This window comes from Parabacteroides sp. AF27-14, assembly GCF_003635425.1.
GTDB lineage: Bacteria > Bacteroidota > Bacteroidia > Bacteroidales > Tannerellaceae > Parabacteroides > Parabacteroides distasonis.
In genome coordinates, this window is sequence record NZ_QTLZ01000002.1 from 213,229 (window position 1) to 235,545 (window position 22,317).

Here is a 22,317-nt window from a genome sequence, read left to right on the forward strand (position 1 = left end):
AGTCACCCCGCCCGTTTTTATATTCCTTAGTTACTTTATATTATAACCATTGATTCATGAACTGATCCATCTCTTCCGCATGGGCTTCCAGACTTTGAAGTAGCTTGAATTGAGCTTTTGTGCGGATTAAGTTATGTTTCGGGCTATGGATCTTGTAATAGGTATCGCCGTTGATATAATCGGTTAAGAAACGAACGGTCTGCATATAAGTCAATAAGCGTCCACCGTAAGGTAGCAATTTGATCTCGGTAGGAGTTAAGAACGCCTTGGCCTTTTCCATGTATCCACGGGTATAGGCTTTGAATATCTCCATGTTAACGTTTACGTTATCCAGATTCTCATCGTCCTCGGCACCCGTATTGGCTCCGGTACGGATAAAGTCGCCGATATCGGAAAGAACGAAGCCCGGCATTACGGTATCCAAGTCGATCACGCAAAGCACCTTGTCGCTATCAGCGTCAAACATCATATTGTTAACTTTTGTATCGCAATGGTTCGTGCGTTTCTTCAATTGGCCCTCACGGTACAGGCGTTCTTGGATGCACATCGCTTCGGCACGTTTCTCGATCTCCTCTACCAAATCTTTCACCTCTTCCAACCGGCCTGCCGGATTAGCGGCTACAGCCTCATGGAATTGTCGCAAGCGGAACTCCATATTATGGAAATCCGGGATGGTCTCGCCCAGCGTACCCTCGGGTATATCGGACAACATGGTCTGGAAATCACCGAACGCTTTGCCAGCCTCATAAGAAAGCTCAGGAGTTACTTCCTCATAGCTTTTGCTGCGAGGGATGAATAGGCATACCCGCCAATAACTATCTCCATCGAAATAATATTTTTTCCCGTCTTTAGTCGGCAAGAAGGTTAATACCTTACGGTCGATATCCGTTTCACCTTTTTCCTCCAGCTTCTTGCGGATATGAGTGGTAACCACATGGATGTTATTTTGCAGCATATCCACATTGGTGAAGATTAAATGGTTGATACGCTGTAGCACGTATTTGATCTCCCCTTTCTCGTTGGTCACTTTCAATGTATCATTAATGTGTCCGTTTCCGAATGGTTCAGCGGAAACTACTTTCTCGTCCAACTGGAACTGATCCAAGATGTTTAGTAATTGTTCTTTCGTTTTTGCCATGATATTTCATTATGTTAACTCCCGCGAAGATACAAAAAAAGGCCACGATACAAATCGTGACCTTTTTTTATTTCTTAAAGAAAGAAATCTTATTTCTTGTTACGGTTACCATAACGGCTCATGAACTTATCAACACGTCCGGCTGTATCGACCAACTTAGACTTACCAGTGTAGAACGGGTGAGAAGTGTTAGAGATCTCGACCTTTACCAACGGATAAGTTACGCCGTCGATCTCGATCGTCTCTTTAGCGTTAATAGTAGAACGAGTGATGAATACATCATCGTTTGACATGTCCTTAAATACTACAGGACGATAATTTTCAGGATGAATACCTTTTTTCATTGCTTTATTATCTATTTTAATTTATACTCTGTATATATTTGGTAACCGGTATTTTGGCTTGCAAAGGTAAGGGTTTGCCACAAACAAACAAAGAAAATCGTATTATTTTTTTCAAGAGCGTTGATTTTGTGTTATTTTATATGCTTTGAAGCATCATTTGTCGTGAATCTTGATTATCTTTGTGCAAGTTTTTAATCATTAACGTAATAACATAATAACAACTATGGTAAATTACAAAGATTTGGGCTTGGTGAACACAAAAGAAATGTTCGCTAAGGCTATCAAGGGCGGATATGCTATTCCTGCTTTCAACTTCAATAACATGGAACAGATGCAGGCTATCATCAAGGCTGCTGTAGAGACAAAATCTCCGGTTATTTTGCAAGTTTCAAAGGGCGCTCGCCAGTACGCAAACGCTACTTTGCTTCGTTACATGGCACAGGGTGCTGTTGAATATGCTAAGGAATTAGGTTGCCCGAATCCTCAGATCGTTCTTCACTTAGACCATGGTGATACGTTTGAGACTTGCAAGAGCTGTATCGACTCTGGCTTCTCATCTGTAATGATCGACGGTTCTCACCTTCCTTATGAAGAGAACATCGCTTTGACTAAGAAAGTTGTTGAGTACGCTCATCAATTCGATGTAACTGTAGAAGGCGAGCTTGGTGTATTGGCAGGTGTTGAGGATGAGGTTTCTTCAGACCACCACACTTATACCAATCCTGAGGAAGTTATCGACTTCGCTACTCGTACGGGCTGCGATTCTTTGGCTATCTCAATCGGTACTTCTCACGGTGCTTATAAGTTCACTCCGGAGCAATGTACGATCGACCCTGTTACAGGTAAGATGGTTCCTCCTCCATTGGCATTCGATGTTTTGGACGCTGTTATGGAGAAACTTCCGGGATTCCCTATCGTTCTTCACGGTTCTTCTTCTGTTCCTCAGGAAGAGGTTGAGACTATCAACAAATTCGGTGGCGCTTTGAAGGCTGCTATCGGTATTCCTGAAGAGTGGTTGCGTAAGGCTGCTAAATCTTCTGTATGTAAGATCAATATCGACTCAGACTCTCGTTTGGCGATGACTGCCGCTATCCGCAAGACTTTCGCTGAGAAACCGGCTGAATTCGATCCTCGTAAATATCTGGGCCCGGCTCGTGATAACATGGAGAAACTTTACAAACACAAGATTATCAACGTTCTTGGTTCTAACGACAAGTTATAATCGGAAGTTTCTTGATATAAATAAAGAAAGCCATCTCGGTATCGGGATGGCTTTTCTTTTGGTCTGTAGTTTAGTCTTTTAATACCTTACGGAGTGCTTCCAACATCGGATCTACGGTAAGATCGTTGCCGGTAGCTTGCTTGATCCACACATTCGGGGTGAGGCGGCCTTGCTTGAAGATACGGCTAACCTCATTTGCGAAATCCTTGCCGTTGAGGTAGTTCTCAAGTTGGAACTCGATAATCTGTCCGAAAGCGTAGGCGGAAAGGTAGAGCGGATAACCGATCATATGGGAGTAAATCGCTAGGACGGTCTCGTCTTTCACACCGAATACCGGAGCGTAATACTTATTCCAGATTTCCTTGGAAAGACGGATCACGGCCTCCTGCAATTCCCCGGCGGTAGCGTTAGGATGTGCGTACATCCATTTCCATACGGAGATATCCAGCATGGAAACACCGCAAATCTCATACATGCTCCATATCTTATCCAAGATATCCATCTTTTCTTTTTCCGGATTCTCGTCTTTTATGCCCAGTAACTCAAGGTCTCTTTTCTGGGAGACAAAGGCCAGCGCTTCGGTGAAAGCCGTATTGGGAACTCCGTTGAGCATATAATAATCGACATCATATAATGAGATCGTTTGCTCTACGTTGTGCCCAAACTCATGGATGGCGATATTATATCCTTTGTAATCCATCCCTTGTGAAGGAATACGGGTACGTAAACGGGAACGCTGGCCTTTCATGGAGGCTCCCCACGCATGACCGGAACCACGGGCGGGATCGACTGCGATCTTATCCGCCAGATATTGGGCACGATCGGGGCTGAATCCTAGTTTCTGTAAGATTTCCGGTAGCTTCTTTTCCATCGTTACCGCATCGGGATACAGGGTACGGGTTTGCTCGTTTAGCTTGTTCTCGTCCAGATTGCTACGGGCCTTGAAGCCATCGTACCATATATCGTAGGCTTCCAGTTTGCGTCCGAGGCGTTTGGAGATGATTTTCCCCACTTCCTTTAGTTCGGGGGCGGAAAGGAACTGATCGAACAGGGCTTCTACATCGTTGACATCTATTTCCATATCTTCCGTGAACTTACGGTCTATATAAGTGTTTCCCGTATATTTGTCTATACGCTGCATGGCGTTGAAATTATTCAACATTTTCTGATAGCGGGCCGGGCTTTCAGGGGTACCTTCTAGTTCATTTCCAGCTTGGGATAACGTATTGGCGTACGGGTTCCATTCGTAACGATCCGAGTTGATCACCTCTTTCGGGATTTCTTGCGAGATGATTCGCTTCATGACCTCATATACCATCCGTTGTTTTTCCAATCCCTCTTTTCCTTTGTTATAATTGGCCTTGATCTCGTCGCGAAGGTTCCAATGGCAAAGTAAGCGCATGTCGGAGGGGAAAATGGTTTTTCCTTTAGGAGTTAGTAAATGCCCCATATAGATATTATAATCTGCGATGTAAATATCTGCGTCACTTTCCGTATCTGCGGCGGCTTGCTTTACTTCCGCCGGTATCCGTTCCGTAAACATATCGCCCAGACGGGCGTAGGCCCATGCTTTACGGTCATCACCTAACGCCTCTTTCTCCTTGAGAGTAAGTTGGGGAAAGTTGAGGGCGATGATGAAGCCGATCTTGTTGGCGTATAGATCGTCCATTAGGTGGGAACTGGGGCTGTAGGACCCGAATTTCTCGTCGATGGCGTGTAGAGGTCCGGTATCTAGGTTCAAATTGCGTTGCAGACAGAGTACCATCTCGTTGAAATTGCCATTGATACCTTCAAGATACTCGCTGATCTTGAGGAAAACTTGGTCTTTTTCGGCGGGATCGGATAGATAATTCTCCCGGCAGAAGGTTTGAAACGCTTGCTCATCCCCATCGGAGGTTTGCCAGAGGCGGGCTACTTGCTCGACACCCTTCGTGATTCCTGCTTGATTCTTAGCGTCCTTGGCTATTAGCTCGTCTATCGTAGCTTTTACGATAGAAGGCTGGATGCTGGCTTGCCCTTGCATAAAGCCAAAGGCACAGGCCAGTAACATACAAATACGTACGACTTGCTTTCTCATGGTATGTTTGTATAAAGTTATTTAAAACAAATGTATGAATAATATTCGTATCTTTGGCCGATTTTTCTAATTGAGTAAAAAACAAAGAGATGAAAAAGTTACTATGTATGTGGCTGGCCGTATGCGGCCTTTTGTTGATTCCCGGAAACATGAAGGGACAGTCCTTGAAAGATATCTTAAATTCATCTGCCGTAAAGAACGCCGTGACTTCTGTCACCGGAGGGAAAGCCGTGACTTTCGAGAATTTACAGGGAACTTGGATGTATGTGAACCCTGCCCTGCAACTGGAAGGTGATAATGCCTTGAAGAATGTAGCGGGAAGCTTGGCGGCTACCGAGGCAGAGAAGAAAATGAAGGAATATTGCGCGAAAGTAGGTATCGTGGAAGGTGTATTTAATTATGTCTTTAATTCGGATAGTACGTTTACGAGCGCATTGAAAAGGGGAAGCCTGAAAGGTACTTACTCGGTGAGTCCGGAAGATAAAACGGTGACGTTACGGTATACGGTGGGTAATAAGAAGCTGACCGTTTCTACGCTTACCGCCCATGTCATCCTTTCTGGTAATGAGTTGACATTGCTTTTTAACGCGGATAAATTACTGAAGTTCTTGAGCACGGTTTCTTCTATATCCTGCAATACGACCTTGAAAGCCATCAATAAGTTGGCGAGTGAGTACGATGGCATGATGCTGGGTTTCGATTTGAAGAAATAATGTAATATGATACGATTTATACCGAGGCGCTATTGGGCAGTAATAGCGGTTGCGTTGGCATTAATCATGTCCGTGTTGGACGGCACGATTGTCAACGTGGCGCTTCCTACCTTGTCCCGTGAATTCGGGACATCCCCTTCCTCCACGATCTGGATTGTCAACGCTTATCAGCTGACGATTACGATGTCTCTTTTATCGTTCTCCGCTTTGGGAGATATTTATGGATATAAGCGGATTTTCTTGATCGGGACGACAATATTCTGCTCAACGTCATTATTCTGTGCCTTATCCTCGTCTTTCGCCATGTTGACGGTCGCGAGAATATTGCAAGGGATCGGAGCCTCGGCTATCATGAGCGTGACGACCGCTTTACTTCGTATTATTTATCCTCCTCAATATATAGGGCGGGGAATGAGTATCAATGCCATGGTCGTGGCGGTATCGATTGCTGCCGGGCCGTCGTTGGCGGGCGCTATCTTATCAGTCGCTTCTTGGAATTGGTTGTTCGCTATCAACGTACCTTTAGGGATTTGCGCGATTATAACGGGTTATTTTCTTTTGCCTCAAAATCCTTGCAAGGATGGGCCGAAACGAAAATTTGATAAGATCGGTGGAATCTCGAATGCCTTGACTTTCGGATTGCTGATTTATTCGTTGGAAGGCATCGCCTATCATGAGAACTGGAGAATGATCGCTTTACAGGTTCTTCTTCTATTGGTGATCGGAACATTTTTTATCCGCAGGCAACTACGGCAGGAGGTTCCGATATTGCCATTGGACTTGATGCGGATTCCGATATTCGCTTTGTCCGTATTATCCTCGATTACTTCATTTACGGCACAGTTGTTGGCGATGGTATCATTACCCTTTTATTTGCAAAATGTAGCCGGAAGAAATGAGGTGGAGACGGGGCTGCTGTTGACTCCTTGGCCGGTAGCGACGATCTTGACCGCTCCGGTAGCCGGGAGGCTGATCGAGAAATATCATCCCGGATTGTTAGGCGGTATCGGAATGGTGGTGTATGCGACCGGACTTCTTCTATTGGCTTTATTGCCGGGGCAACCCACCGATATGGACATCGCTTGGCGATTGATGCTTTGCGGTATGGGCTTCGGCCTGTTCCAGACCCCGAATAATAGCACGATGATATCGGCCGCCCCTCGTTCCCGGAGTGGTGGGGCGAACGGTATGCAAGGTACGGCACGACTGCTGGGGCAAACGCTGGGGACGACATTTGTCGCTTTGATCTTTAGTGTTACCTCTGCGACCGATAGTATGCCGGTTTGTATGTATGTAGCGGTCGGTTTCGCTTTAGTCGCCGCTATCGTGAGTTGTCTCCGTATCTCACAGCCCGTTCCCATGCGTGGAAGGTGAGTAGGAAGATACGATTTCTAATAGGGTCTCACCGTAGTTCTCTATGATCTTTTTGCCGATTCCGGGTATCTTCAACAGTTCTTTCGAGTTCGTGGGCAAAGTGTTGCAAACGCCAATTAAGGCTTTCTGTTGCAAGATCGTGTAAGGAGGCAACTCCTTTTCTACGGCAAGCTCGTATCTCCATTGTTTCAAACGGGCATATAGCTCAGGATGTAAGACATCCGTGGAGACGGGGATCTTTTCCGCTTCCGTCGATTTCCGTGTCGATTTCCGCTTGCTGGCAACAGCCGACTCCTCAATGTTCGCTTTAGCCTTGGCGGATAGATAGTCGATGAGACGAAAACCATCTTGGCAGGCTTTTAATGTAGCGACCTTGATCGTAAGCTCATCGCTGAAAGCTTTTAATGCGGATGTAAATGCCTTACGGGCCTCTTTATTGTCGATCTCCACGTCGGAAGCCTCTATCAAGGGTTGGCAATAGGTCTCGATCTTTTCCAGAAAGTAAGCGCAACCTTTTCGGATGCGGTCTTGTATATGCTCGTCCGTATCATAGAGATTCGTGCTGGAGATCATACGGGTGAGTTGCTGGCAGAAACGTTCGCCTACTTCTACTATATCCGAACGGAAATAATCCCGTACCCGGGGATATTGGTTGCTTAATTCCGGGTATAGTTTTTGCAGATGGGTGTATGCCGCGTAAGATGTATATTGCAACTTTTGTTGTACGGGATTGAAGTCGAATAGCTCGGTTGCCAATCTCAAATAATACTGTTGTTGGGCTTGACGCAGTTGGTCTTCACACGGTTGACGCTTCGAGAGGGAAGAGGTATAACTTAATATCTTCTCATCGCTAATCATGGCGTTTCGAGTGATCGGGCTACTCAATACCATTCCTTCCAATGTCTTGCAACGGCTCAAGGCAACGTAGACTTGTCCGTGTGAGAAGGCGGCGGATGCGTCGATGATGGCATGCTCGAAAGTCAAGCCTTGGCTTTTATGGATCGTGATCGCCCAAGCGGTTTTCAGTGGGTATTGGCTGAAAGAGCCGGCGATTGTTTCCGTGATATCCTTCGTGTTCTCGTCGATCGTATATTTCACGTTTGTCCATGTCTCCCGGTCTACGGTGATATCGTTTCCTAATTCGTCGGATACGATAATCTTGCTCGGGCTGATGAAGACAATTCGGCCGATCTTTCCGTTATAATATCGCCTTTCGCCGGAAGAGTCGTTTTTTACGAACATGACTTGAGCGTCTTGCTTTAGCTCCAATACCTCGTCGGTCGGGTAGGAGTAAGCCGGAAAGTCATCCTTGATCTCCGCCTTATACGTATAAGCCGGGCCGGGTAATTCTTGCAATTTCCGGTTATTGATTTGCTGGGCTTGATAATTATGGGTTGTCAGCGTGATATAACCCGCTTTGTCATTTGGTTTAAAATTGGGGATATAACGTTGGTTTAAGGTGTGTAGCGTATTCTCGTCGAAGCGGTTTTCCCGGATATTGTTCAATAAGCGTACGAACGTATCGTCCGCTTGGCGATATACTTGAGTTAATTCGATGCAAAGATAATCACTTTCGGAAAGAGCCTTACTGTCAAAAAAGAAGGGAGAGGCGTAATGTTCTCTCAACAAATTCCATTCGTCCTCCTTCGCTACGGGGGCTAATTGTTGTAAATCTCCGATCAATAATAATTGAACGCCCCCAAAGGGTTTATTCCTATCCCGGTAACGACGTAGCATATCACTGATAGCGTCCAGCAAATCGGCACGTACCATACTGACCTCATCAATAACGAGCAGGTCCATACTACGGATGATATTGATCTTATCCCGGCTGAATTTATGAGAATAGGATTTATTTTGCCCGGAGGCCATTTCGCTACCCGGTATATACGGTCCGAAAGGTAGCTGAAAGAAGGAGTGAATGGTTACCCCTCCCGCATTAATCGCCGCCACTCCGGTAGGTGCTACCACAATCATCCGTTTTGGGGAAGTCTCTTTAAGTTTTTTCAAGAATGTGGTCTTTCCTGTTCCCGCTTTTCCGGTAAGGAAGATGTTGGTTCCGGTATTTTCCAGATAGTTGAAGGCAAGGTCCAATTGTAAATTTGTTTGCATCATATTTAAGTTCTTTTAGGTGTGTTCACAAATGTACGTATAATATTTAGACGATCAAATTCGCTATCATCTGTATAAACAAGATCAAGAATACCATCGCTATCGGATAAACCGTTGCGTAAGCTACGCTTGGGGCTGGGCTGTCTGTCATAGAATCTGCGGCGGCAAGTCCCGGGGTACTGGTCATACCGCCGGCGATTGTTCCGACTAAATCGAGAATGTTGATCTTAAAGAAATAATATCCAGCTAATACGGCTATAATCATAGGGATCATTGTTATAGCGATACCGACTCCGAATAAAGTTAAACCGCTTGATTGGAAAGTGGAAACCAGATTTACACCGGCGGATGTCCCGACCTCGGAGAGGAATAGCAATAATCCCAATTGGCGAAGCAGGTTATTAGCGGAACCGGACATTGACCAGATGATCGGACCTGTTTTTCCGATGGCGCTTAATACCAAGGCAACCATAAGGATACCGCCGGTTAGTCCCGGAGAGAATGAGAAGGAATCCGAGAAGGATATATTTAATTTTCCAAACAATACGCCTAATACGATACCCATAGCGATCGGGAAAAAGTCTGTATCCGAAAGACGTTTCTCATCATTGCCAATGAATTGGGCGAGTTCATTTACGCTTTCTTTCTCGCCGGCGACCATCAACTTATCTCCAAACTTCAACACCAAATTAGGTTCCGGGGAAAGGTCGATTCCGCTTCGACGTACACGGGTTACCGTACAGCCGAAAGTACCTTGTAAATTTAAATGGCCTAGCGATTTATTGATAATGCTCTTATTGGTCAGTAACAGGGATTGCAAGGTCTGTCCGCCACTTAACGGCAGATCTCCCTCGATACGTTCTCCCAACAATAATGTCAGTTGCTCCAAGGCTTTGTCGTTACCTACGGCCTTCAGTAAATCTCCCTCGTTAAGCGTGGTATGGGGAGTTGGCATAGATATGACATTGTCGTGTTTTATACGGGAGACTACCGCTCCGGTCATGGCCCGTACCTGCAATTGTGCCAAACTCTTTCCGCAGATGTTTTTATTCGTGACTTTAAATGCGGCGGTATGTAATGTAGGATATTGGCTTTTTCGTTGGGTTTCCAGCGCTTTAGCCTCAGCTATCAAATCCTTGCGAAGCATTTTTGGCAATAGCTTCACGAAAAGGATCACGCCGATTACGCCGAACGGATAAGCGATACCATAGGCGATGGATGCTGCGGATGATTGCGTGGAGTCGATCGCTACCGCCAAACCGGGCGTACTCGTCAATGCCCCGGCGATCAGACCGACGATACTCGGGGTATCGATATCCAAGATATACTTGAATAAGATTCCTGTCAAGCATGCCGAACCGACAATTAATAACGTTAGGATAATGAGCGTCTTGCCTTTGGAGCGGAAGGAGTCGAAAAATCCGGGGCCCGCTTGGATACCAATGGTAAAGATAAATAATACCAGCCCCATATTCCCTAATTCCTTGGGTATGATAACCCCAAAATGACCGAATAACAGGGCGATGAAAATAACTGCCGATACATCTAGCGAAAGACCTTTGATCTGTATCCGGCCTAGCATGAATCCAAGCGCTATGATCAGAAACAGAGCAAAATAAGAAGACTGAAGTAATGTTTCAAACATGTCAGATAGTTTTGAAGTGAAGCTGTTAAAGATGCAAAATTAAACTTTTTAGTCCATTCAGGCAACGGCTTGGCTGGATTTCTGTACCTTTGTGCCATATTTTAGAAAAGATAAAGTAAAGAGTATAAGCGTGAGACGATATTTTATATATCTGGGGTATAACGGAAAGAATTTTCGGGGTTGGCAGATCCAGCCGAATGGTATGACGGTGCAGCAATCTATAGAGGAGGCCTTGGCCATCTTGATGCGTAAGCCCGTGCCTATTGTGGGGGCCGGCCGTACCGATGCCGGTGTACATGCCCGCTTAATGATCGCCCATTTTGATTGGGAAGGACCGATCGAGGATTTGGCTTTCCTTGCGGAAAAATTAAATAGGCTGCTGCCTAAAGATATCGCCGTTTATAAGATCGTGCCTGTCGTACCGGAAGCGCATGCCCGCTTCGACGCCACTTCACGAACCTATAAATATTATATTACGACCAGGAAAGATCCGTTTAATTATGAGCTGGTTTATAAGCTTCCCGGTCGTTTGGATTTCGAGGCGATGAACGAGGCGTGTAAGGTCTTATTCGATTATATCGATTTTACGAGTTTCAGTAAGTTGCATACGGATGTAAAGACGAATAATTGCCATATCCAACATGCGGGTTGGACGCAAGAAGGGGATATTTGGGTGTTTACGATCCGTGCAGACCGTTTCCTTCGTAATATGGTGCGTGCGATCGTTGGTACTTTATTGGAAGTCGGAAGAGGACGTTTAACGATAGACGGCTTCCGAAACGTGATTGAGGCAAAGGATCGTTGCAAGGCCGGAACCTCCGTGCCGGGACATGCCCTGTTCTTGGTAGACGTCACGTACCCGGAAGAACTCTTTCCAGTGGAGGGTTAAACCATGTGGTTAGCTCTAGCCTTCCTCTCTGCCTTTTTGTTAGGTTGTTACGAGGTCAATAAGAAAATGTCGTTAAATGGGAATGCCGTTATTCCCGTTTTATTCTTCAATACGCTCATAAGCAGTTTGATTTTCGTCCCGTTCATCTTGCTCTCTTTTTATACGGATTGCTTGGACGGGACGATGGTGTATGTACCCCGTGCCTCTTTGGAGGACCATCTGAAGGTATTGATAAAGGCGGTGATCGTCTTATCCTCTTGGATATCGGGGTATTTTGCCTTGAAACATTTGCCGCTGACGATAACCGGGCCGATCAAGGCCAGCCAGCCCGTGCTTACATTACTGGGTGCGATGCTTCTGTTCGGGGAACGGCTGAATCTATTTCAATGGGTCGGAGTCTTGCTTTCTATCGCTTCCTTTTATCTCCTTTCCTCATCGGGGAAGAAAGAGGGGATTCATTTTGCCCATAATAAATGGATCTTCTTCACGGTCCTGTCTATCTTGACCGGGGCGATGAGCGGATTGTATGATAAGCATTTGATGCGTAGTATGGATGTAATGACGGTACAAGTCTGGTTTAATGTCTATCAATGTGTTATCATGTCATTTATCCTGTTGTTTCTATGGTATCCGAACCGGAAAAAGAGCACGCCTTTCCAATGGCGATGGAATATCATCTTTATCTCCGTATTCTTATGCGTGGCGGATTGGGTATACTTTTATGCTTTGACATTCCCGGATTCCATGATCTCGATCGTATCGATGGTACGTCGGAGTAACGTATTGGTGACATTCTTGGCGGGAGCCATCTTCTTCCATGAAAAAAACTTAAAGAACAAGGCGATCGACTTATTCCTTGTGTTGTTAGGAATGATATTCCTATATTTGGGGACAAAATAGAAAATTAGATAATGAGACGAGTTATAGTTACGTTGTTGATCTGTGTCTTTGCGTTGGGAATGAACGCACAAGATATGACAAGTGTGTTCACGGCGATGCCAGACCAATACATTCCTCAATTGGAGCACGCTTGGCGAAAGGATTTGGTGGATCTTTATACTTCAGGAAAAGAATCCCGGCTGAAAAATACGATGAATGGCTTTTCTACCTTGCAAAAGCTAACGAACGATTACCTTTTGCTACAGACTACGGAGCGTAGCACGGTAGAGATGAAATTACTTCCCTTGGTAAACAATACCTACGTGGTTTGTATGATCTCTACGGTAAACGGCCCGGTTCCGGATAGCCGTATCGAGTTTTTCACGACCAATTGGGAGCCTTTGGCAACATCCGATTTATTCACGCAGCCAACTTCCGATTGGTATATCAAGCAGGGAATGGATAAGAAAGACGAAGCCTATCAAGAGGCCGCCTCACATTTGGATATGGATTTAATTCAATATCGATTGAGTCCGGATGATCAGACTTTGACCGCCATTTATACGACTCCTCAGTATCTGAGCCAAGAGGCTCGTGAGAAAATAGAGCCGTATCTCAGTGAACCGAAAGTCTATACGTGGCAGAAATATCATTTTCAGTAATTCTTTCCTTATCCATCCACTCCGATATAGTTCATGAGGTTTTACTGCAACCCGCTTTGCAGTACTACTGCACGTGGGTTGCAGTAGTACTGCGATAAAGAGTCTTTTTTTAATGGGTAGGAGAGACTAAGATCCCTTCTTCATTAAAAAGAATCGTTATATCTCGGTCTCCTTGCTCCAGCTCGAACTCATAAGAGAGTCCTTCCGCTTTTTGAATGACATGGATATCATCGATTCGATAAGAGGCATATGCGGAGGCCTTGAATGCGGTCATCACGATATCGGGTACTTGGGAAGAGCGTATTTCCCACTCTGTATATAACCATTTGTTCTGGGTATCCAGCCAAACTTCCTTATGGATATTCTCATGAAGGATATCCACCTCGGTACCTTTTGCCTCCGTATCTATCTCAAGGATTGTCGCTCCCGGATACATCTCTGAAATGAGTTCCTTAATAGCGCTGGGGGTAACGGAGGGACGATGCTCGTTGTCGCCGTTACCATCGGTTACTTCCTTGATGAGAATACCGCCTTCCGTATAATGTAGGTCTGCATCTTGCTCGCCATTTTCAACGTCGAGAACGTAAATGGTACCAGCGTCCGGACGTTCTAGCATATCTACATCGTCTATCTTCCATTTAGCGTATAGGCTTGCCTCGAAACTGTTTTTTACGGTTTGGGGCAAAGCCTTGTAAGGAAGATCGGTCTCTGTCAGCATCCAGTTGCCTTGCGGATCAAACCACGCTTCAGCCTCATATGAACCGGTGTAAAATTCTGCTTTGACATAGCCTGCCTCGTTCTCCCAACTGACACGTTGCGCATCCGGATATTTTGTGTCAAAGGCTTTTGTTACAATACTCTCAGGTGTGAATTTGTCATCATCGTCATCACATGACATGAATACGAATGAGCTGCAAACCAAAGTTGCCATTATGAATGCTTTTGTTTTCATACGATTGATTTTAATTAAAAATATATTAATACTTATCTTAGAGTGTCTATTAGTCATCGATATCAATCAAGTTCCCTTTTAAGTCGAATGTCATCTCAAGACCGTTATCTAGCTTTATCTCATAATCCCGTATCTCTTTTTCTATTTTAACAACCTTATTCGATGAATAGTTTTTCTTGATAAGGTCTTGTATTACCTCCGGAATGATCGCTTGCGGGATAGGGAGCCCATGCCGTTTAATCTCTTTCCATTCTCCTTTATGGTTAAACTCAACATTGGTCCCGTCCGTGAGGATCACGTCGTAACTGCTAATCCGGATCAGATTTTTCTCTATTTGGATATGCGATACCGGGATGTCCTTAAAATGATCCGATATGAATTGGCGGCTGGAAACCGGCAATACGTTGGTGTCACTCGTGATCTTATCGTTGCCGGCACAAGCCATGACAGATAATAATGATAAGACTATCAGTAAATAATTGATCCTTTTCATATGCCTTGTTTTTTATTATACCGCAAAGAAAAGGATGCATTTTGGAAAAAATTGGGAATTTCGGCCGTTAATAGAATAATAATGTGAATGTATGCATACCATTTGCGTATTGGTAATCTATCCGGATCGAATATAGATCGACTATTGATTTGACAATGGCCAACCCAAGGCCCGTCGATTCTTGTTGTTTGCTTTGGCTGGCAAAACGGGCAAATAATAATTCCTTATCAAGGGTTTTGTCGATTCCCGTATTTGCGATCGTAAGCATACGGCGAGAGATCGTGATTCCTATATCCCCTTTCTCGTAATTATGGACATAGGCGTTTTTAATGAGATTGGTGATTAACGTAGTGGCCAGCGATTCATTCATGGTGCATACCAAACTCTCTTTTTCTGAAACTCGTAAGTGGAGAGCTTTTCTTTCGTATATGTCATTAATTCCTTCTAATATCTTATGGATAAGATGATTTAGGCAAATATCCCGGGTCTCGGGGAATTGTTTGTTATCTATCCGAGAAAGTAATAGGAGGGATTTATTCAACCGGATGATGCCGTTCAACGCTTGATGCAAGCCAGCGATCTCTTTCAGTTGATCTTCCGTGCAATCTGGATGTTCGCTTAATAATTCTAATTTGTTCATGCATACGGCCAATGGAGTTTGTAACTCGTGGGCGGCATTCTCTACGAAATGTCTTTGTTTGTTGTATAGCTTGTCACTCTGGTTGACGCTTTCTTGAACGGTCTCGTTTAATATCTTAAATTCCTCGATGGGTGTAGGGTTGTTTAATGGAGGATTATATTTGCCTACTTGAAAACTTTTCAGCCAGCTTAATAGCTTATATAAAGGCTTAAAGCTTCTTTTGAATCCTCGATGGATCACGAATAAGATGCAACTTATCAATGCGATATATAAGACGGCCATGCTCCAGATAATCGTCTCGATCATATCTTCTTGTTCTAAGGTGGATAACTCCAGCGTCAGTTCGTAGAATTTACGATCTTTTGTCATGAAATAAGTGCGTAAGGCACGAACCGGTTCGTATTCTTGCTCTATCTCTATGTATACCGTAGTATCGTAGAACTCGTCCTTATCTAGTTTCGCTTCGCTTTCCGGAACCTCACGAATGTAGTACCGGGTCATGATATCCACATGATCTTTCAGCAATGTGCTGTCCGCTAAGGCGGAGCGGATGATAATCTCTTTGTAGTTCTCAAGGCTGTCATTCGTCTCGTCTTCTACCTCATGTAGAATCATAAGGCAGAAAACACATCCCCAAGCGGCGAAAATGACCAATATGGGGACAAATAAATTGCGGAGGGTGTAATGGATTAGCTTCATATTTATTCCTCGTCGGTCATTTTGTAACCGAAGCCATAGACCGCCTTTATTTCGGGGATGGCTCCGGCGGCTTTTAATTTCTTTCGCAAGTTTTTTACTTGGCTATAGATGAAGTCGAAATTATCGGCTTGGTCTATATAATCTCCCCAGACGGACTCGGCTAAAGTAGCTTTGCTGATCAAACGGTTGGGGTTGGATATGAAATAGTAGAGCAGATCGAACTCCTTACGGTTCAATACGATCTCTTTCCCGTTTATATAGACGGAATGTTTATCGGGATATATCGTTAGGTTCGCTAAAGACAGTTGCAATTCCCCATCTTGTTGCTTGCGGCGGATAACGCTCTTGATGCGGGCGTTCAATTCCGCCAGATGGAAAGGCTTGGTCAGATAATCATCGGCCCCAAGATCTAATCCTGTAACTTTATCCTCGATAGAGTCTTTTGCGGAGATAATGATGATGCTGTCTTTCTTGCGTAAGGCCTTTAATTCCTTCAAAAGGGTAAGGCCGCTACCTCCCGGAAGCATGATGTCTAATACGATACAATCGTAATCATAATCATTTATTTTAAGAGAAGCTTCCCGGAAAGAGGAAGCGCTCTCTATCACATATCGTTCTTTCTCAAGAGAACGAACGATAACTTCTCTCAATGCGTTTTCATCTTCGACTACCAGAATTTTCATAGGCTAGCTTGTTAATCATACAAAGCTACTGAAATATTCTGGTAAAAATCTGGAATAAGAAAAGATTCAGTACCGTTCTACTTCAATAATTGGGCCTCTGAGTTAAACGTGAGGCGAACCTCATTGTTCTCATGCTCTAGTTTGAATACGTAAAATGTTCCCGAAGGCTTGTCTATTTGTGTCACCTCATCTATCTTATATTCATGATAAGCCGAATTTGTTAGGTTGTCCATGATGTCTACGGGAACATCTTCGGCATGGATATCGAATTTCGTGCTTAGCCACTCGTTATTTTTGCCGAGCAGAACCTCTTTCTTAACGCCTTTATCCTTGATGTCGACTTCTACACCTGCGGCATCTTTATCGTAATCGGTAATGGTCGCCCCCGGATATTTTATCTGGATCACCTTTTGAATCGCTTGAGGGACCGATTTGTCATCGGAACCTTGTTTCTTTTGTTGGCAACCTACGGTGAGGAATAAGCAGTAGCTCATGAATAAAATGGCTGTAAATGATACTTTTAGTTTCATAACGTTTAAGTTTTCTATTACAAACAAGCGGGTGACAGGCAAAGTTTTTTCCAAATAAGTTAATTTTCCATGATATGTTTTTCTTCCTTTGTCGTCTTGATTATAGAAATGGAACTTGAGACGTTTAAAATAACCGTACTACCTCTCCGGCAGAAGATGTTGAATTTCTCCCAGAGACTGGTTGAGGACACAGCCGATGCTGAGGATGTGGTGCAAGAGGCATTCATAAAGCTTTGGTATATCCGGGAAAAACTGGATGCCTACCATAGCGTGGAGGCGCTGGCTATGCAGGTTACGAAAAATCTCTCATTGGATAAGATAAAGTTGCGAAAGCCGCAGGGATCGGAGTTGGAGAGCGTTACGTTGGTATCGGATGCGGTAAGCCCCGACGAACAACTGGAGCAAAGGGATGCCGCCGAATGCATACGGCACTTGATCGCCCAGTTGCCCGCTTTGCAGCAAACCATTATCCGGATGAAGGATGTAGAGGGCTATGAGTTAGCCGAGATTGCGGAGATCACGGCTACACCGGTCGAGAATGTCCGGGTGAATCTCTCAAGGGCTCGGAAAAAGATACGGGAACAGTTTTTACAATTAAATAAACAAGAGAAATGGACATAGACGAGTTATTAAACCGATATTTTGAAGGAGAAACCTCTTCGGAAGAAGAGCGGGAACTTCGAGCCTTCTTTACTTCCGGGAATGTTCCGGACAGGTTGGCGGTCTATACGCCTATGTTTACCTATTTGGAGGAAGAGAGCCGGAAGGAGCGACAGCCGGATGAGGCATTGATTCCGATTGATGAGGATATCCTTTTTATGCTGGATGCGGAAAAGGTGGAGGAAAAGAAGACGTTTACTTTACGATCCGTGTTGTATTTGGTATCCGGTATCGCCGCCAGTTTCTTGCTGCTTTTGGGGCTTAACCATCTGTTGAATCCGGTAGATCCTTGCTTCTGCTCGGATAATTATGTCGTTATAAACGGTCGTTGTTATACGGATATTCATAAAGTTCGCTCCATGGCGCTGGAAGCTTTGCAGGAGGTGGCCACACCTGCGGATGAGTACTTTCCGGAAGCGGATCGTGATGAGGCCGACCGTATGATTATAGATAACCAATTGGACGAGCTTCGTTCTTTATTTGATGATAATGAATAAAAATACTGTAAATATGAGACGGTTCGAATACATGTTATGGTTGCTGGTGGCGGTATTTTGCTTAATGCCTTGTGGTGTCTCGGCTGCCGAGACACAGAAAGACTTGAAGATTCAGGAAGTTTTTCAACGATATGGCAAAAAACGTAATGTCACGATGGTGGAGTTGTCTAACGAGATGTTGGAAACGTATGGCATGACTCGTTATAAGAGTATTACGATCAAAGATGATCCGGAAGCCCTGCGGTTTACCCGCCAATGTCTGGAAGCGGACCAGAAAGGGGCCCGGAAGATCAAAGAGGTGACGGACGATGGAGGGATAGTCTCCGCTTATTACCAGTTGAAGGGCGTAGAAGCAGATATCAACCGTTTTGTCCTTTTTAAGGTCAGCAAGAAAGGGGTAATAACCTTGGTGTACATCGAGGGAGATTTGGATAGTGATGATTTAATCACGCTATTATTTACGAAGAAAGATTTATAAACAAACAAAACAGATAGGAAGATGAAAAGAATACTTTTAGTCTTAATGGCTTGCTTCCCGGTAATCGGGTTGATGGCTGCTGAGGTTGAGCCTTTGGCTGGGGATACGATTATCACCCTTGAGAGAAAACGTATCGAGGTGAAAGATAATGGCGATCGCATGAAAGTCAGGGTGTATGAGGTAGACGAGGATGGTGATTCCGTGGATGACGAGTTGATCTTCGAAGGGCATTACCGGGATGGACAAAGCTATGAACGCCGTAAACACGTGAAGTCTATCAATATCCCTGTGCCTACTTGGGATAAGGACTTCAATCCGCATTGGGCCGGTTTTGGAATGGGCTTCGCGAACTTTGCGGATGGGAGTTTACATGTAAATGATGTAGACGGAGTCTCCCTTCGTAGTGGAAACTCATTGGAATATAATTTGAATGTATTGGAAAAAGCGTTCCCGTTCTCTCGGTATCGTTGGGCAGTGGTGATCGGTGCCGGTATGCGTTGGAGCCGTTACCGTATAGATTCGAATGAGTATTTCAAGGAGATAGACGGTGTTACGGCTTTGCGTCCGGCTCCTGAGGGTGTTACGTTGAAAGCGAGTAAGTTGAATATCACGAGTCTGACCATTCCGTTGTTATTGGAATGGCAACCTAAAAAGCGTTCGAGTGAATTCTTCTTGTCTGCGGGTGTAGTCGGTGTGATCAAGACTTGTTCTTCCTCGAAGATCGTATATAATGACGCTTCCGGTAAAAAGCACAAAGAGAAAATGGATTCCGGTATGAATATCCGTCCGGTAACTATGGATTTCTTATTTCAAGCCGGTTGGGATTGGATCGGTCTTTACGCCAAGTACTCACCGATCGACCTCTTTGAAAATGGGAAAGGTCCGAAGGTGCATCCGGTTTCTATCGGCTTGCAGTTGCATTTGTAGATCGTTGAGGTTTTACGGAAAAAGAACGTACGATATGCCGGATCTTGTTAACCAAGGTTCGGCATCGTTTTTCTTTCTTGTTGGCGTAAATAGGATCGGTATCCTACGTACGTTACGATCAAGGGAAAAGGAGAATAGCGTACGATACAGACACCGACGATGGCCCCGATCGACATTAACAGAACTAATTTAAGACGACTTACGGTCCATACTTTTTTATCTACGATCCACATTCCGATCGTGAGCGCCGCCATCTCCGGGAAGATAATCTCTTTCTCTCCCATAAGCTCAGAGACACCCACCATTAATAAGATCATTAATAAAGCGCAAATATATCGTTTACGTTGAACAGGGTCGTTGAATAATTGTTTATTGCTCATAATGTGTTCTTTGGGAAAACGTCGCAAAGGTACGGCATTTATCTTGAAAAAACTTATTTTATACTTTTTTGATGGGGATCGGGAAGTATTGCAAACTTATCCGGCGATATGGCCATTTCTTAATCGTGGAAATAAGATGAACTTTGCAATATAAATAGAAGACAAAGTAATAAATAAAAAGGAGGTTCAAGATGGGTTTTATTAAGGTCGGTGCCGTATTGTTCGCAAGTCTTTTGGTAGGAATGGCGAACGCTAGTAATGGAAATAAGAATAATAACAATAAAACAGAAAATAAAATGACAGTAACAGAATTAACACAAGAAGATTTCGTAAAGAAAGTGTATGACTTTGAGACAAACCCGAACGCATGGAAGTTCGAGGGTGATAAACCTGCGGTTATCGATTTCTATGCCACTTGGTGTGGCCCTTGTAAGATGATGTCTCCTATCTTGGATGAGATCAGCAAAGAGTACGAGGGTAAAATCAACGTATATAAGGTGAATGTCGATAAAGAGGCGGATTTAGCGAGTGTTTTCGGTATCCGTAGTATTCCTTCTTTATTGTTTGTACCGATGAAGAAAGAACCGAGTATGGTTCAAGGGGCTATGCCGAAGAATGAGTTGAAGAAATTGGTAGATGATATTTTATTAGAGTCGAAATAACTCGTATAGTGTATTTTGGGGATTAGTGACGCGGAAGTTTGCTGGGAATAAAGTGAACTTCCGCTTTTTGTTTATATAATATTGTTATCTTTATCCGTCTTAAAATCCGGAAGAAATCTATGGAATATATTTTTAATACTCGCTTAAGAGGTAATATAGCGTTGACCGATTCGTATCACACGAACCTTGCTTTGCAGAAAGATAATACGCTTTACAAGTTTATTTGGGTACAAAGCGGTTCGTTGCAACTGGAGATCGATCACGTACCGACTACCTTAGTGAAAGGTGAGATTATTCCCTTGACTCCTTTGCACCATATCGAGTTCAAGGCGATCAATGGCGAGTACTTGACCCTTCTGTTTAACAGTAATTTCTATTGTATTTTCGGACATGACAATGAGGTGTCGTGTAATGGTTTTCTTTTTAACGGGACTTCCAATGTGATGCAATTGAAATTGAGCGAATCCCAAGTTGCCTCTTTGCGCGATATCACAGACAGCCTAACGAGTGAGTACGCCATAAAGGATAATTTGCAAGAGGAGATGCTGCGTATCTTACTGAAACGTTTCATTATTTTGTGCACCCGGATCGCACGTGAGAAGTTTTCGGTAAGCCCGGAACGGGAAAAGGCGTTCGATATGGTTCGCCAGTTCTATGTATTGGTAGATAACCATTTTAAGGAAAAGAAGATGGTCCAAGATTATGCGGATATGCTGCATCGCTCCCCAAAAAACCTATCCAACCTTTTTACGACTTGCGGATTACCTTCTCCGTTACGGATCATTCACGAACGAATTGAGGCTGAGGCCAAACGATTGCTATTATATAGCCAGAAGAGCGCGAAGGAAATCACGGAGATCTTGGGCTTCGAGGATCAAGCCACATTCAGCCGTTTTTTCAAGAAAATGACGGGAGAAAGCGTCTCTGAGTACCGGAAAAGAGAGAAACGGGAATAATTGCTAACTCATCCGGTAAAATCGCCATTTACGGGATAGGTGTTTCTACCGATCTTTGCGGTATAAGTTCAATACTATAAAACAAATAATAAGATGAAAAAGTTGAATGACCTGTTTTACTCGTTTTTGCAAGTGGCGGCCTCTACTCAGAAGCTAGGTATTCATTTGATCCGTATATCGATCTTGATCATATTTGTGTGGATCGGCGGTTTGAAGTTCTGGAATTATGAAGCGGAAGGCATCGTTCCGTTTGTGGCGAACAGCCCTTTCATGAGTTTCTTCTATACGAAAAGCGCTCCCGAATATAAGACGTATAAATTAAAAGAGGGTGAGTTCGATCAAGCGAAGCATGAGTGGCATCAAGAGAATAACACGTATGGCTTCTCTCGTGGCTTGGGAATCTTGATCATGGCGATTGGTATCTTGACTTTCCTCGGCATTTTCTCGCCGAAGATCGGTTTGGTAGGAGCGGGGTTGGCTATAATCATGACGTTCGGGACGTTGTCCTTCTTGGTCACGACTCCGGAGGTCTGGGTACCTAATCTTGGCAGCGGGGAATTTGGTTTCCCGTTATTATCGGGGGCCGGGCGATTGGTGATAAAAGATACGGCGATACTGGCCGGTGCGATCGTGGTGCTGTCGGATTCGGCGCAACGGATCTTGAAAAAGAAATAAGCGAAACAAGAAAAAGGGGAATGGTTTTAA

24 protein-coding genes are annotated in these 22,317 nt (G+C 44.3%); 13 read left to right on the forward strand and 11 right to left on the reverse strand.

All coding sequences use genetic code 11. The features are described from left to right. Positions 1-40: 40 nt before the first annotated feature. Together DWY79_RS03180 and DWY79_RS03185 are read right to left on the reverse strand one after the other, a co-directional pair. A complete protein-coding gene (locus DWY79_RS03180) occupies positions 41-1,138 on the reverse strand; it encodes a phosphotransferase enzyme family protein (protein WP_005854705.1) in 1,098 nt (365 codons plus the stop codon). An 89-nt stretch (positions 1,139-1,227) separates the two neighbouring features. Continuing rightward, positions 1,228-1,482: a type B 50S ribosomal protein L31 gene (locus DWY79_RS03185; RefSeq protein WP_005854707.1), complete on the reverse strand. Its 255-nt coding sequence runs from the start codon at positions 1,480-1,482 to the stop codon at positions 1,228-1,230. A 223-nt stretch (positions 1,483-1,705) separates the two neighbouring features. Here DWY79_RS03185 and DWY79_RS03190 point away from each other — a divergent pair, with 223 nt between their 5' ends. Beyond that, a complete protein-coding gene (locus DWY79_RS03190; protein WP_005854709.1) occupies positions 1,706-2,704 on the forward strand; it encodes a class II fructose-bisphosphate aldolase in 999 nt (332 codons plus the stop codon). 70 nt (positions 2,705-2,774) lie between these two features. On the opposite strand, the gene DWY79_RS03195 is transcribed toward DWY79_RS03190, so the two are convergent. Further along, the gene (locus DWY79_RS03195; RefSeq protein WP_122368839.1) at positions 2,775-4,781 is read right to left on the reverse strand and encodes a hypothetical protein; all 2,007 of its coding nucleotides are present in this window, start codon (positions 4,779-4,781) and stop codon (positions 2,775-2,777) included. Between the two features lie 89 nt (positions 4,782-4,870). Between DWY79_RS03195 and DWY79_RS03200 the strand changes: the two genes are divergently transcribed. Together DWY79_RS03200 and DWY79_RS03205 are read left to right on the forward strand one after the other, a co-directional pair. Beyond that, the gene (locus tag DWY79_RS03200) at positions 4,871-5,494 is read left to right on the forward strand and encodes a DUF4923 family protein (protein WP_122368840.1); all 624 of its coding nucleotides are present in this window, start codon (positions 4,871-4,873) and stop codon (positions 5,492-5,494) included. 6 nt (positions 5,495-5,500) lie between these two features. Beyond that, positions 5,501-6,868 (forward strand): MFS transporter, encoded by a 1,368-nt coding sequence (locus tag DWY79_RS03205; protein ID WP_122368841.1) that lies wholly within the window; start codon positions 5,501-5,503, stop codon positions 6,866-6,868. Here the strand turns inward: DWY79_RS03205 and DWY79_RS03210 are convergent. Then, positions 6,839-8,983: an HRDC domain-containing protein gene (locus DWY79_RS03210; protein WP_122368842.1), complete on the reverse strand. Its 2,145-nt coding sequence runs from the start codon at positions 8,981-8,983 to the stop codon at positions 6,839-6,841. The genes DWY79_RS03205 and DWY79_RS03210 overlap by 30 nt on opposite strands. 43 nt (positions 8,984-9,026) lie before the next feature. Further along, positions 9,027-10,625, reverse strand: coding sequence for an aspartate:alanine exchanger family transporter (locus DWY79_RS03215; RefSeq protein ID WP_057326677.1), 1,599 nt, complete (start codon positions 10,623-10,625; stop codon positions 9,027-9,029). Positions 10,626-10,755: 130 nt separating this feature from the next. On the opposite strand from DWY79_RS03215, the gene truA reads away from it, so the two are divergent. The 3 genes from truA to DWY79_RS03230 are packed head-to-tail and all read left to right on the forward strand — an operon-like array spanning position 10,756 to position 13,055. Beyond that, positions 10,756-11,514, forward strand: coding sequence for a tRNA pseudouridine(38-40) synthase TruA (gene truA, locus DWY79_RS03220; RefSeq protein ID WP_005854725.1), 759 nt, complete (start codon positions 10,756-10,758; stop codon positions 11,512-11,514). Positions 11,515-11,517: 3 nt separating this feature from the next. Continuing rightward, the gene (locus DWY79_RS03225) at positions 11,518-12,414 is read left to right on the forward strand and encodes a DMT family transporter (RefSeq protein WP_005854727.1); all 897 of its coding nucleotides are present in this window, start codon (positions 11,518-11,520) and stop codon (positions 12,412-12,414) included. Between the two features lie 11 nt (positions 12,415-12,425). Then, positions 12,426-13,055 carry a DUF3256 family protein gene (locus DWY79_RS03230; RefSeq protein ID WP_005864822.1) on the forward strand — a complete coding sequence of 210 codons (630 nt, stop codon included), beginning with the start codon at positions 12,426-12,428 and terminating at the stop codon, positions 13,053-13,055. A 109-nt stretch (positions 13,056-13,164) separates the two neighbouring features. Here DWY79_RS03230 and DWY79_RS03235 read toward each other — a convergent pair whose 3' ends face one another. From DWY79_RS03235 to DWY79_RS03255, 5 genes are all read right to left on the reverse strand, one after another. Next, positions 13,165-14,007, reverse strand: coding sequence for a PepSY-like domain-containing protein (locus DWY79_RS03235; protein WP_005864824.1), 843 nt, complete (start codon positions 14,005-14,007; stop codon positions 13,165-13,167). Between the two features lie 49 nt (positions 14,008-14,056). After that, a complete protein-coding gene (locus DWY79_RS03240; RefSeq protein WP_005864826.1) occupies positions 14,057-14,500 on the reverse strand; it encodes a PepSY-like domain-containing protein in 444 nt (147 codons plus the stop codon). Positions 14,501-14,567: 67 nt separating this feature from the next. Continuing rightward, positions 14,568-15,839: a HAMP domain-containing sensor histidine kinase gene (locus tag DWY79_RS03245; protein ID WP_008780170.1), complete on the reverse strand. Its 1,272-nt coding sequence runs from the start codon at positions 15,837-15,839 to the stop codon at positions 14,568-14,570. Between the two features lie 2 nt (positions 15,840-15,841). Further along, complete coding sequence (locus tag DWY79_RS03250; protein WP_121961818.1) at positions 15,842-16,522, reverse strand: response regulator transcription factor; 681 nt, start codon at positions 16,520-16,522, stop codon at positions 15,842-15,844. 77 nt (positions 16,523-16,599) lie between these two features. Further along, on the reverse strand, positions 16,600-17,052 hold the full coding sequence (locus DWY79_RS03255; protein WP_057326680.1) for a PepSY-like domain-containing protein: 453 nt from the start codon (positions 17,050-17,052) through the stop codon (positions 16,600-16,602). Between the two features lie 69 nt (positions 17,053-17,121). Between DWY79_RS03255 and DWY79_RS03260 the strand changes: the two genes are divergently transcribed. The 4 genes from DWY79_RS03260 to DWY79_RS03275 are packed head-to-tail and all read left to right on the forward strand — an operon-like array spanning position 17,122 to position 19,614. Then, positions 17,122-17,673 carry an RNA polymerase sigma factor gene (locus DWY79_RS03260; RefSeq protein WP_081024228.1) on the forward strand — a complete coding sequence of 184 codons (552 nt, stop codon included), beginning with the start codon at positions 17,122-17,124 and terminating at the stop codon, positions 17,671-17,673. After that, complete coding sequence (locus DWY79_RS03265; protein WP_122368843.1) at positions 17,664-18,209, forward strand: hypothetical protein; 546 nt, start codon at positions 17,664-17,666, stop codon at positions 18,207-18,209. The genes DWY79_RS03260 and DWY79_RS03265 overlap by 10 nt, the downstream gene beginning before the upstream one ends. Before the next feature lie 13 nt (positions 18,210-18,222). Then, the gene (locus DWY79_RS03270; RefSeq protein ID WP_122368844.1) at positions 18,223-18,687 is read left to right on the forward strand and encodes a hypothetical protein; all 465 of its coding nucleotides are present in this window, start codon (positions 18,223-18,225) and stop codon (positions 18,685-18,687) included. Positions 18,688-18,708: 21 nt separating this feature from the next. Then, positions 18,709-19,614 carry an outer membrane beta-barrel protein gene (locus DWY79_RS03275; RefSeq protein WP_008773404.1) on the forward strand — a complete coding sequence of 302 codons (906 nt, stop codon included), beginning with the start codon at positions 18,709-18,711 and terminating at the stop codon, positions 19,612-19,614. Between the two features lie 47 nt (positions 19,615-19,661). Here the strand turns inward: DWY79_RS03275 and DWY79_RS03280 are convergent, their stop codons facing one another. Beyond that, entirely contained in the window at positions 19,662-19,994 is a 333-nt protein-coding gene (locus DWY79_RS03280) for a hypothetical protein (protein WP_233563937.1), read from the reverse strand. Positions 19,995-20,185: 191 nt separating this feature from the next. Here DWY79_RS03280 and trxA point away from each other — a divergent pair, with 191 nt between their 5' ends. The 3 genes from trxA (at position 20,186) to DWY79_RS03295 (ending at position 22,287) form a co-directional block, all read left to right on the forward strand. Further along, positions 20,186-20,656: a thioredoxin gene (gene trxA / locus DWY79_RS03285; RefSeq protein WP_005854752.1), complete on the forward strand. Its 471-nt coding sequence runs from the start codon at positions 20,186-20,188 to the stop codon at positions 20,654-20,656. A 119-nt stretch (positions 20,657-20,775) separates the two neighbouring features. After that, a complete protein-coding gene (locus DWY79_RS03290; protein ID WP_122368845.1) occupies positions 20,776-21,612 on the forward strand; it encodes a helix-turn-helix domain-containing protein in 837 nt (278 codons plus the stop codon). A gap of 93 nt (positions 21,613-21,705) precedes the next feature. After that, complete coding sequence (locus DWY79_RS03295; RefSeq protein WP_005864846.1) at positions 21,706-22,287, forward strand: DUF417 family protein; 582 nt, start codon at positions 21,706-21,708, stop codon at positions 22,285-22,287. The last annotated feature ends 30 nt before the right edge of the window (positions 22,288-22,317 follow it).

Excerpts from the sequence above, each read along its gene's own strand:
- DWY79_RS03265 (WP_122368843.1), top strand. The coding sequence starts at position 17,664 with ATGGACATAGACGAGTTATTAAACCGATATTTTGAAGGAGAAACCTCT.
- DWY79_RS03290 (WP_122368845.1), top strand. The coding sequence starts at position 20,776 with ATGGAATATATTTTTAATACTCGCTTAAGAGGTAATATAGCGTTGACC.
- DWY79_RS03250 (WP_121961818.1), bottom strand. The coding sequence starts at position 16,522 with ATGAAAATTCTGGTAGTCGAAGATGAAAACGCATTGAGAGAAGTTATC.
- DWY79_RS03245 (WP_008780170.1), bottom strand. The coding sequence starts at position 15,839 with ATGAAGCTAATCCATTACACCCTCCGCAATTTATTTGTCCCCATATTG.
- DWY79_RS03275 (WP_008773404.1), top strand. The coding sequence starts at position 18,709 with ATGAAAAGAATACTTTTAGTCTTAATGGCTTGCTTCCCGGTAATCGGG.
- DWY79_RS03260 (WP_081024228.1), top strand. The coding sequence starts at position 17,122 with ATGATATGTTTTTCTTCCTTTGTCGTCTTGATTATAGAAATGGAACTT.
- DWY79_RS03295 (WP_005864846.1), top strand. The coding sequence starts at position 21,706 with ATGAAAAAGTTGAATGACCTGTTTTACTCGTTTTTGCAAGTGGCGGCC.
- DWY79_RS03210 (WP_122368842.1), bottom strand. The coding sequence starts at position 8,983 with ATGATGCAAACAAATTTACAATTGGACCTTGCCTTCAACTATCTGGAA.
- DWY79_RS03195 (WP_122368839.1), bottom strand. The coding sequence starts at position 4,781 with ATGAGAAAGCAAGTCGTACGTATTTGTATGTTACTGGCCTGTGCCTTT.
- DWY79_RS03205 (WP_122368841.1), top strand. The coding sequence starts at position 5,501 with ATGATACGATTTATACCGAGGCGCTATTGGGCAGTAATAGCGGTTGCG.
- DWY79_RS03255 (WP_057326680.1), bottom strand. The coding sequence starts at position 17,052 with ATGAAACTAAAAGTATCATTTACAGCCATTTTATTCATGAGCTACTGC.
- DWY79_RS03230 (WP_005864822.1), top strand. The coding sequence starts at position 12,426 with ATGAGACGAGTTATAGTTACGTTGTTGATCTGTGTCTTTGCGTTGGGA.
- DWY79_RS03190 (WP_005854709.1), top strand. The coding sequence starts at position 1,706 with ATGGTAAATTACAAAGATTTGGGCTTGGTGAACACAAAAGAAATGTTC.
- trxA (WP_005854752.1), top strand. The coding sequence starts at position 20,186 with ATGGGTTTTATTAAGGTCGGTGCCGTATTGTTCGCAAGTCTTTTGGTA.
- DWY79_RS03215 (WP_057326677.1), bottom strand. The coding sequence starts at position 10,625 with ATGTTTGAAACATTACTTCAGTCTTCTTATTTTGCTCTGTTTCTGATC.
- DWY79_RS03225 (WP_005854727.1), top strand. The coding sequence starts at position 11,518 with ATGTGGTTAGCTCTAGCCTTCCTCTCTGCCTTTTTGTTAGGTTGTTAC.
- DWY79_RS03200 (WP_122368840.1), top strand. The coding sequence starts at position 4,871 with ATGAAAAAGTTACTATGTATGTGGCTGGCCGTATGCGGCCTTTTGTTG.
- DWY79_RS03235 (WP_005864824.1), bottom strand. The coding sequence starts at position 14,007 with ATGAAAACAAAAGCATTCATAATGGCAACTTTGGTTTGCAGCTCATTC.
- DWY79_RS03180 (WP_005854705.1), bottom strand. The coding sequence starts at position 1,138 with ATGGCAAAAACGAAAGAACAATTACTAAACATCTTGGATCAGTTCCAG.
- DWY79_RS03185 (WP_005854707.1), bottom strand. The coding sequence starts at position 1,482 with ATGAAAAAAGGTATTCATCCTGAAAATTATCGTCCTGTAGTATTTAAG.
- DWY79_RS03280 (WP_233563937.1), bottom strand. The coding sequence starts at position 19,994 with ATGAGCAATAAACAATTATTCAACGACCCTGTTCAACGTAAACGATAT.
- DWY79_RS03240 (WP_005864826.1), bottom strand. The coding sequence starts at position 14,500 with ATGAAAAGGATCAATTATTTACTGATAGTCTTATCATTATTATCTGTC.
- DWY79_RS03270 (WP_122368844.1), top strand. The coding sequence starts at position 18,223 with ATGAGACGGTTCGAATACATGTTATGGTTGCTGGTGGCGGTATTTTGC.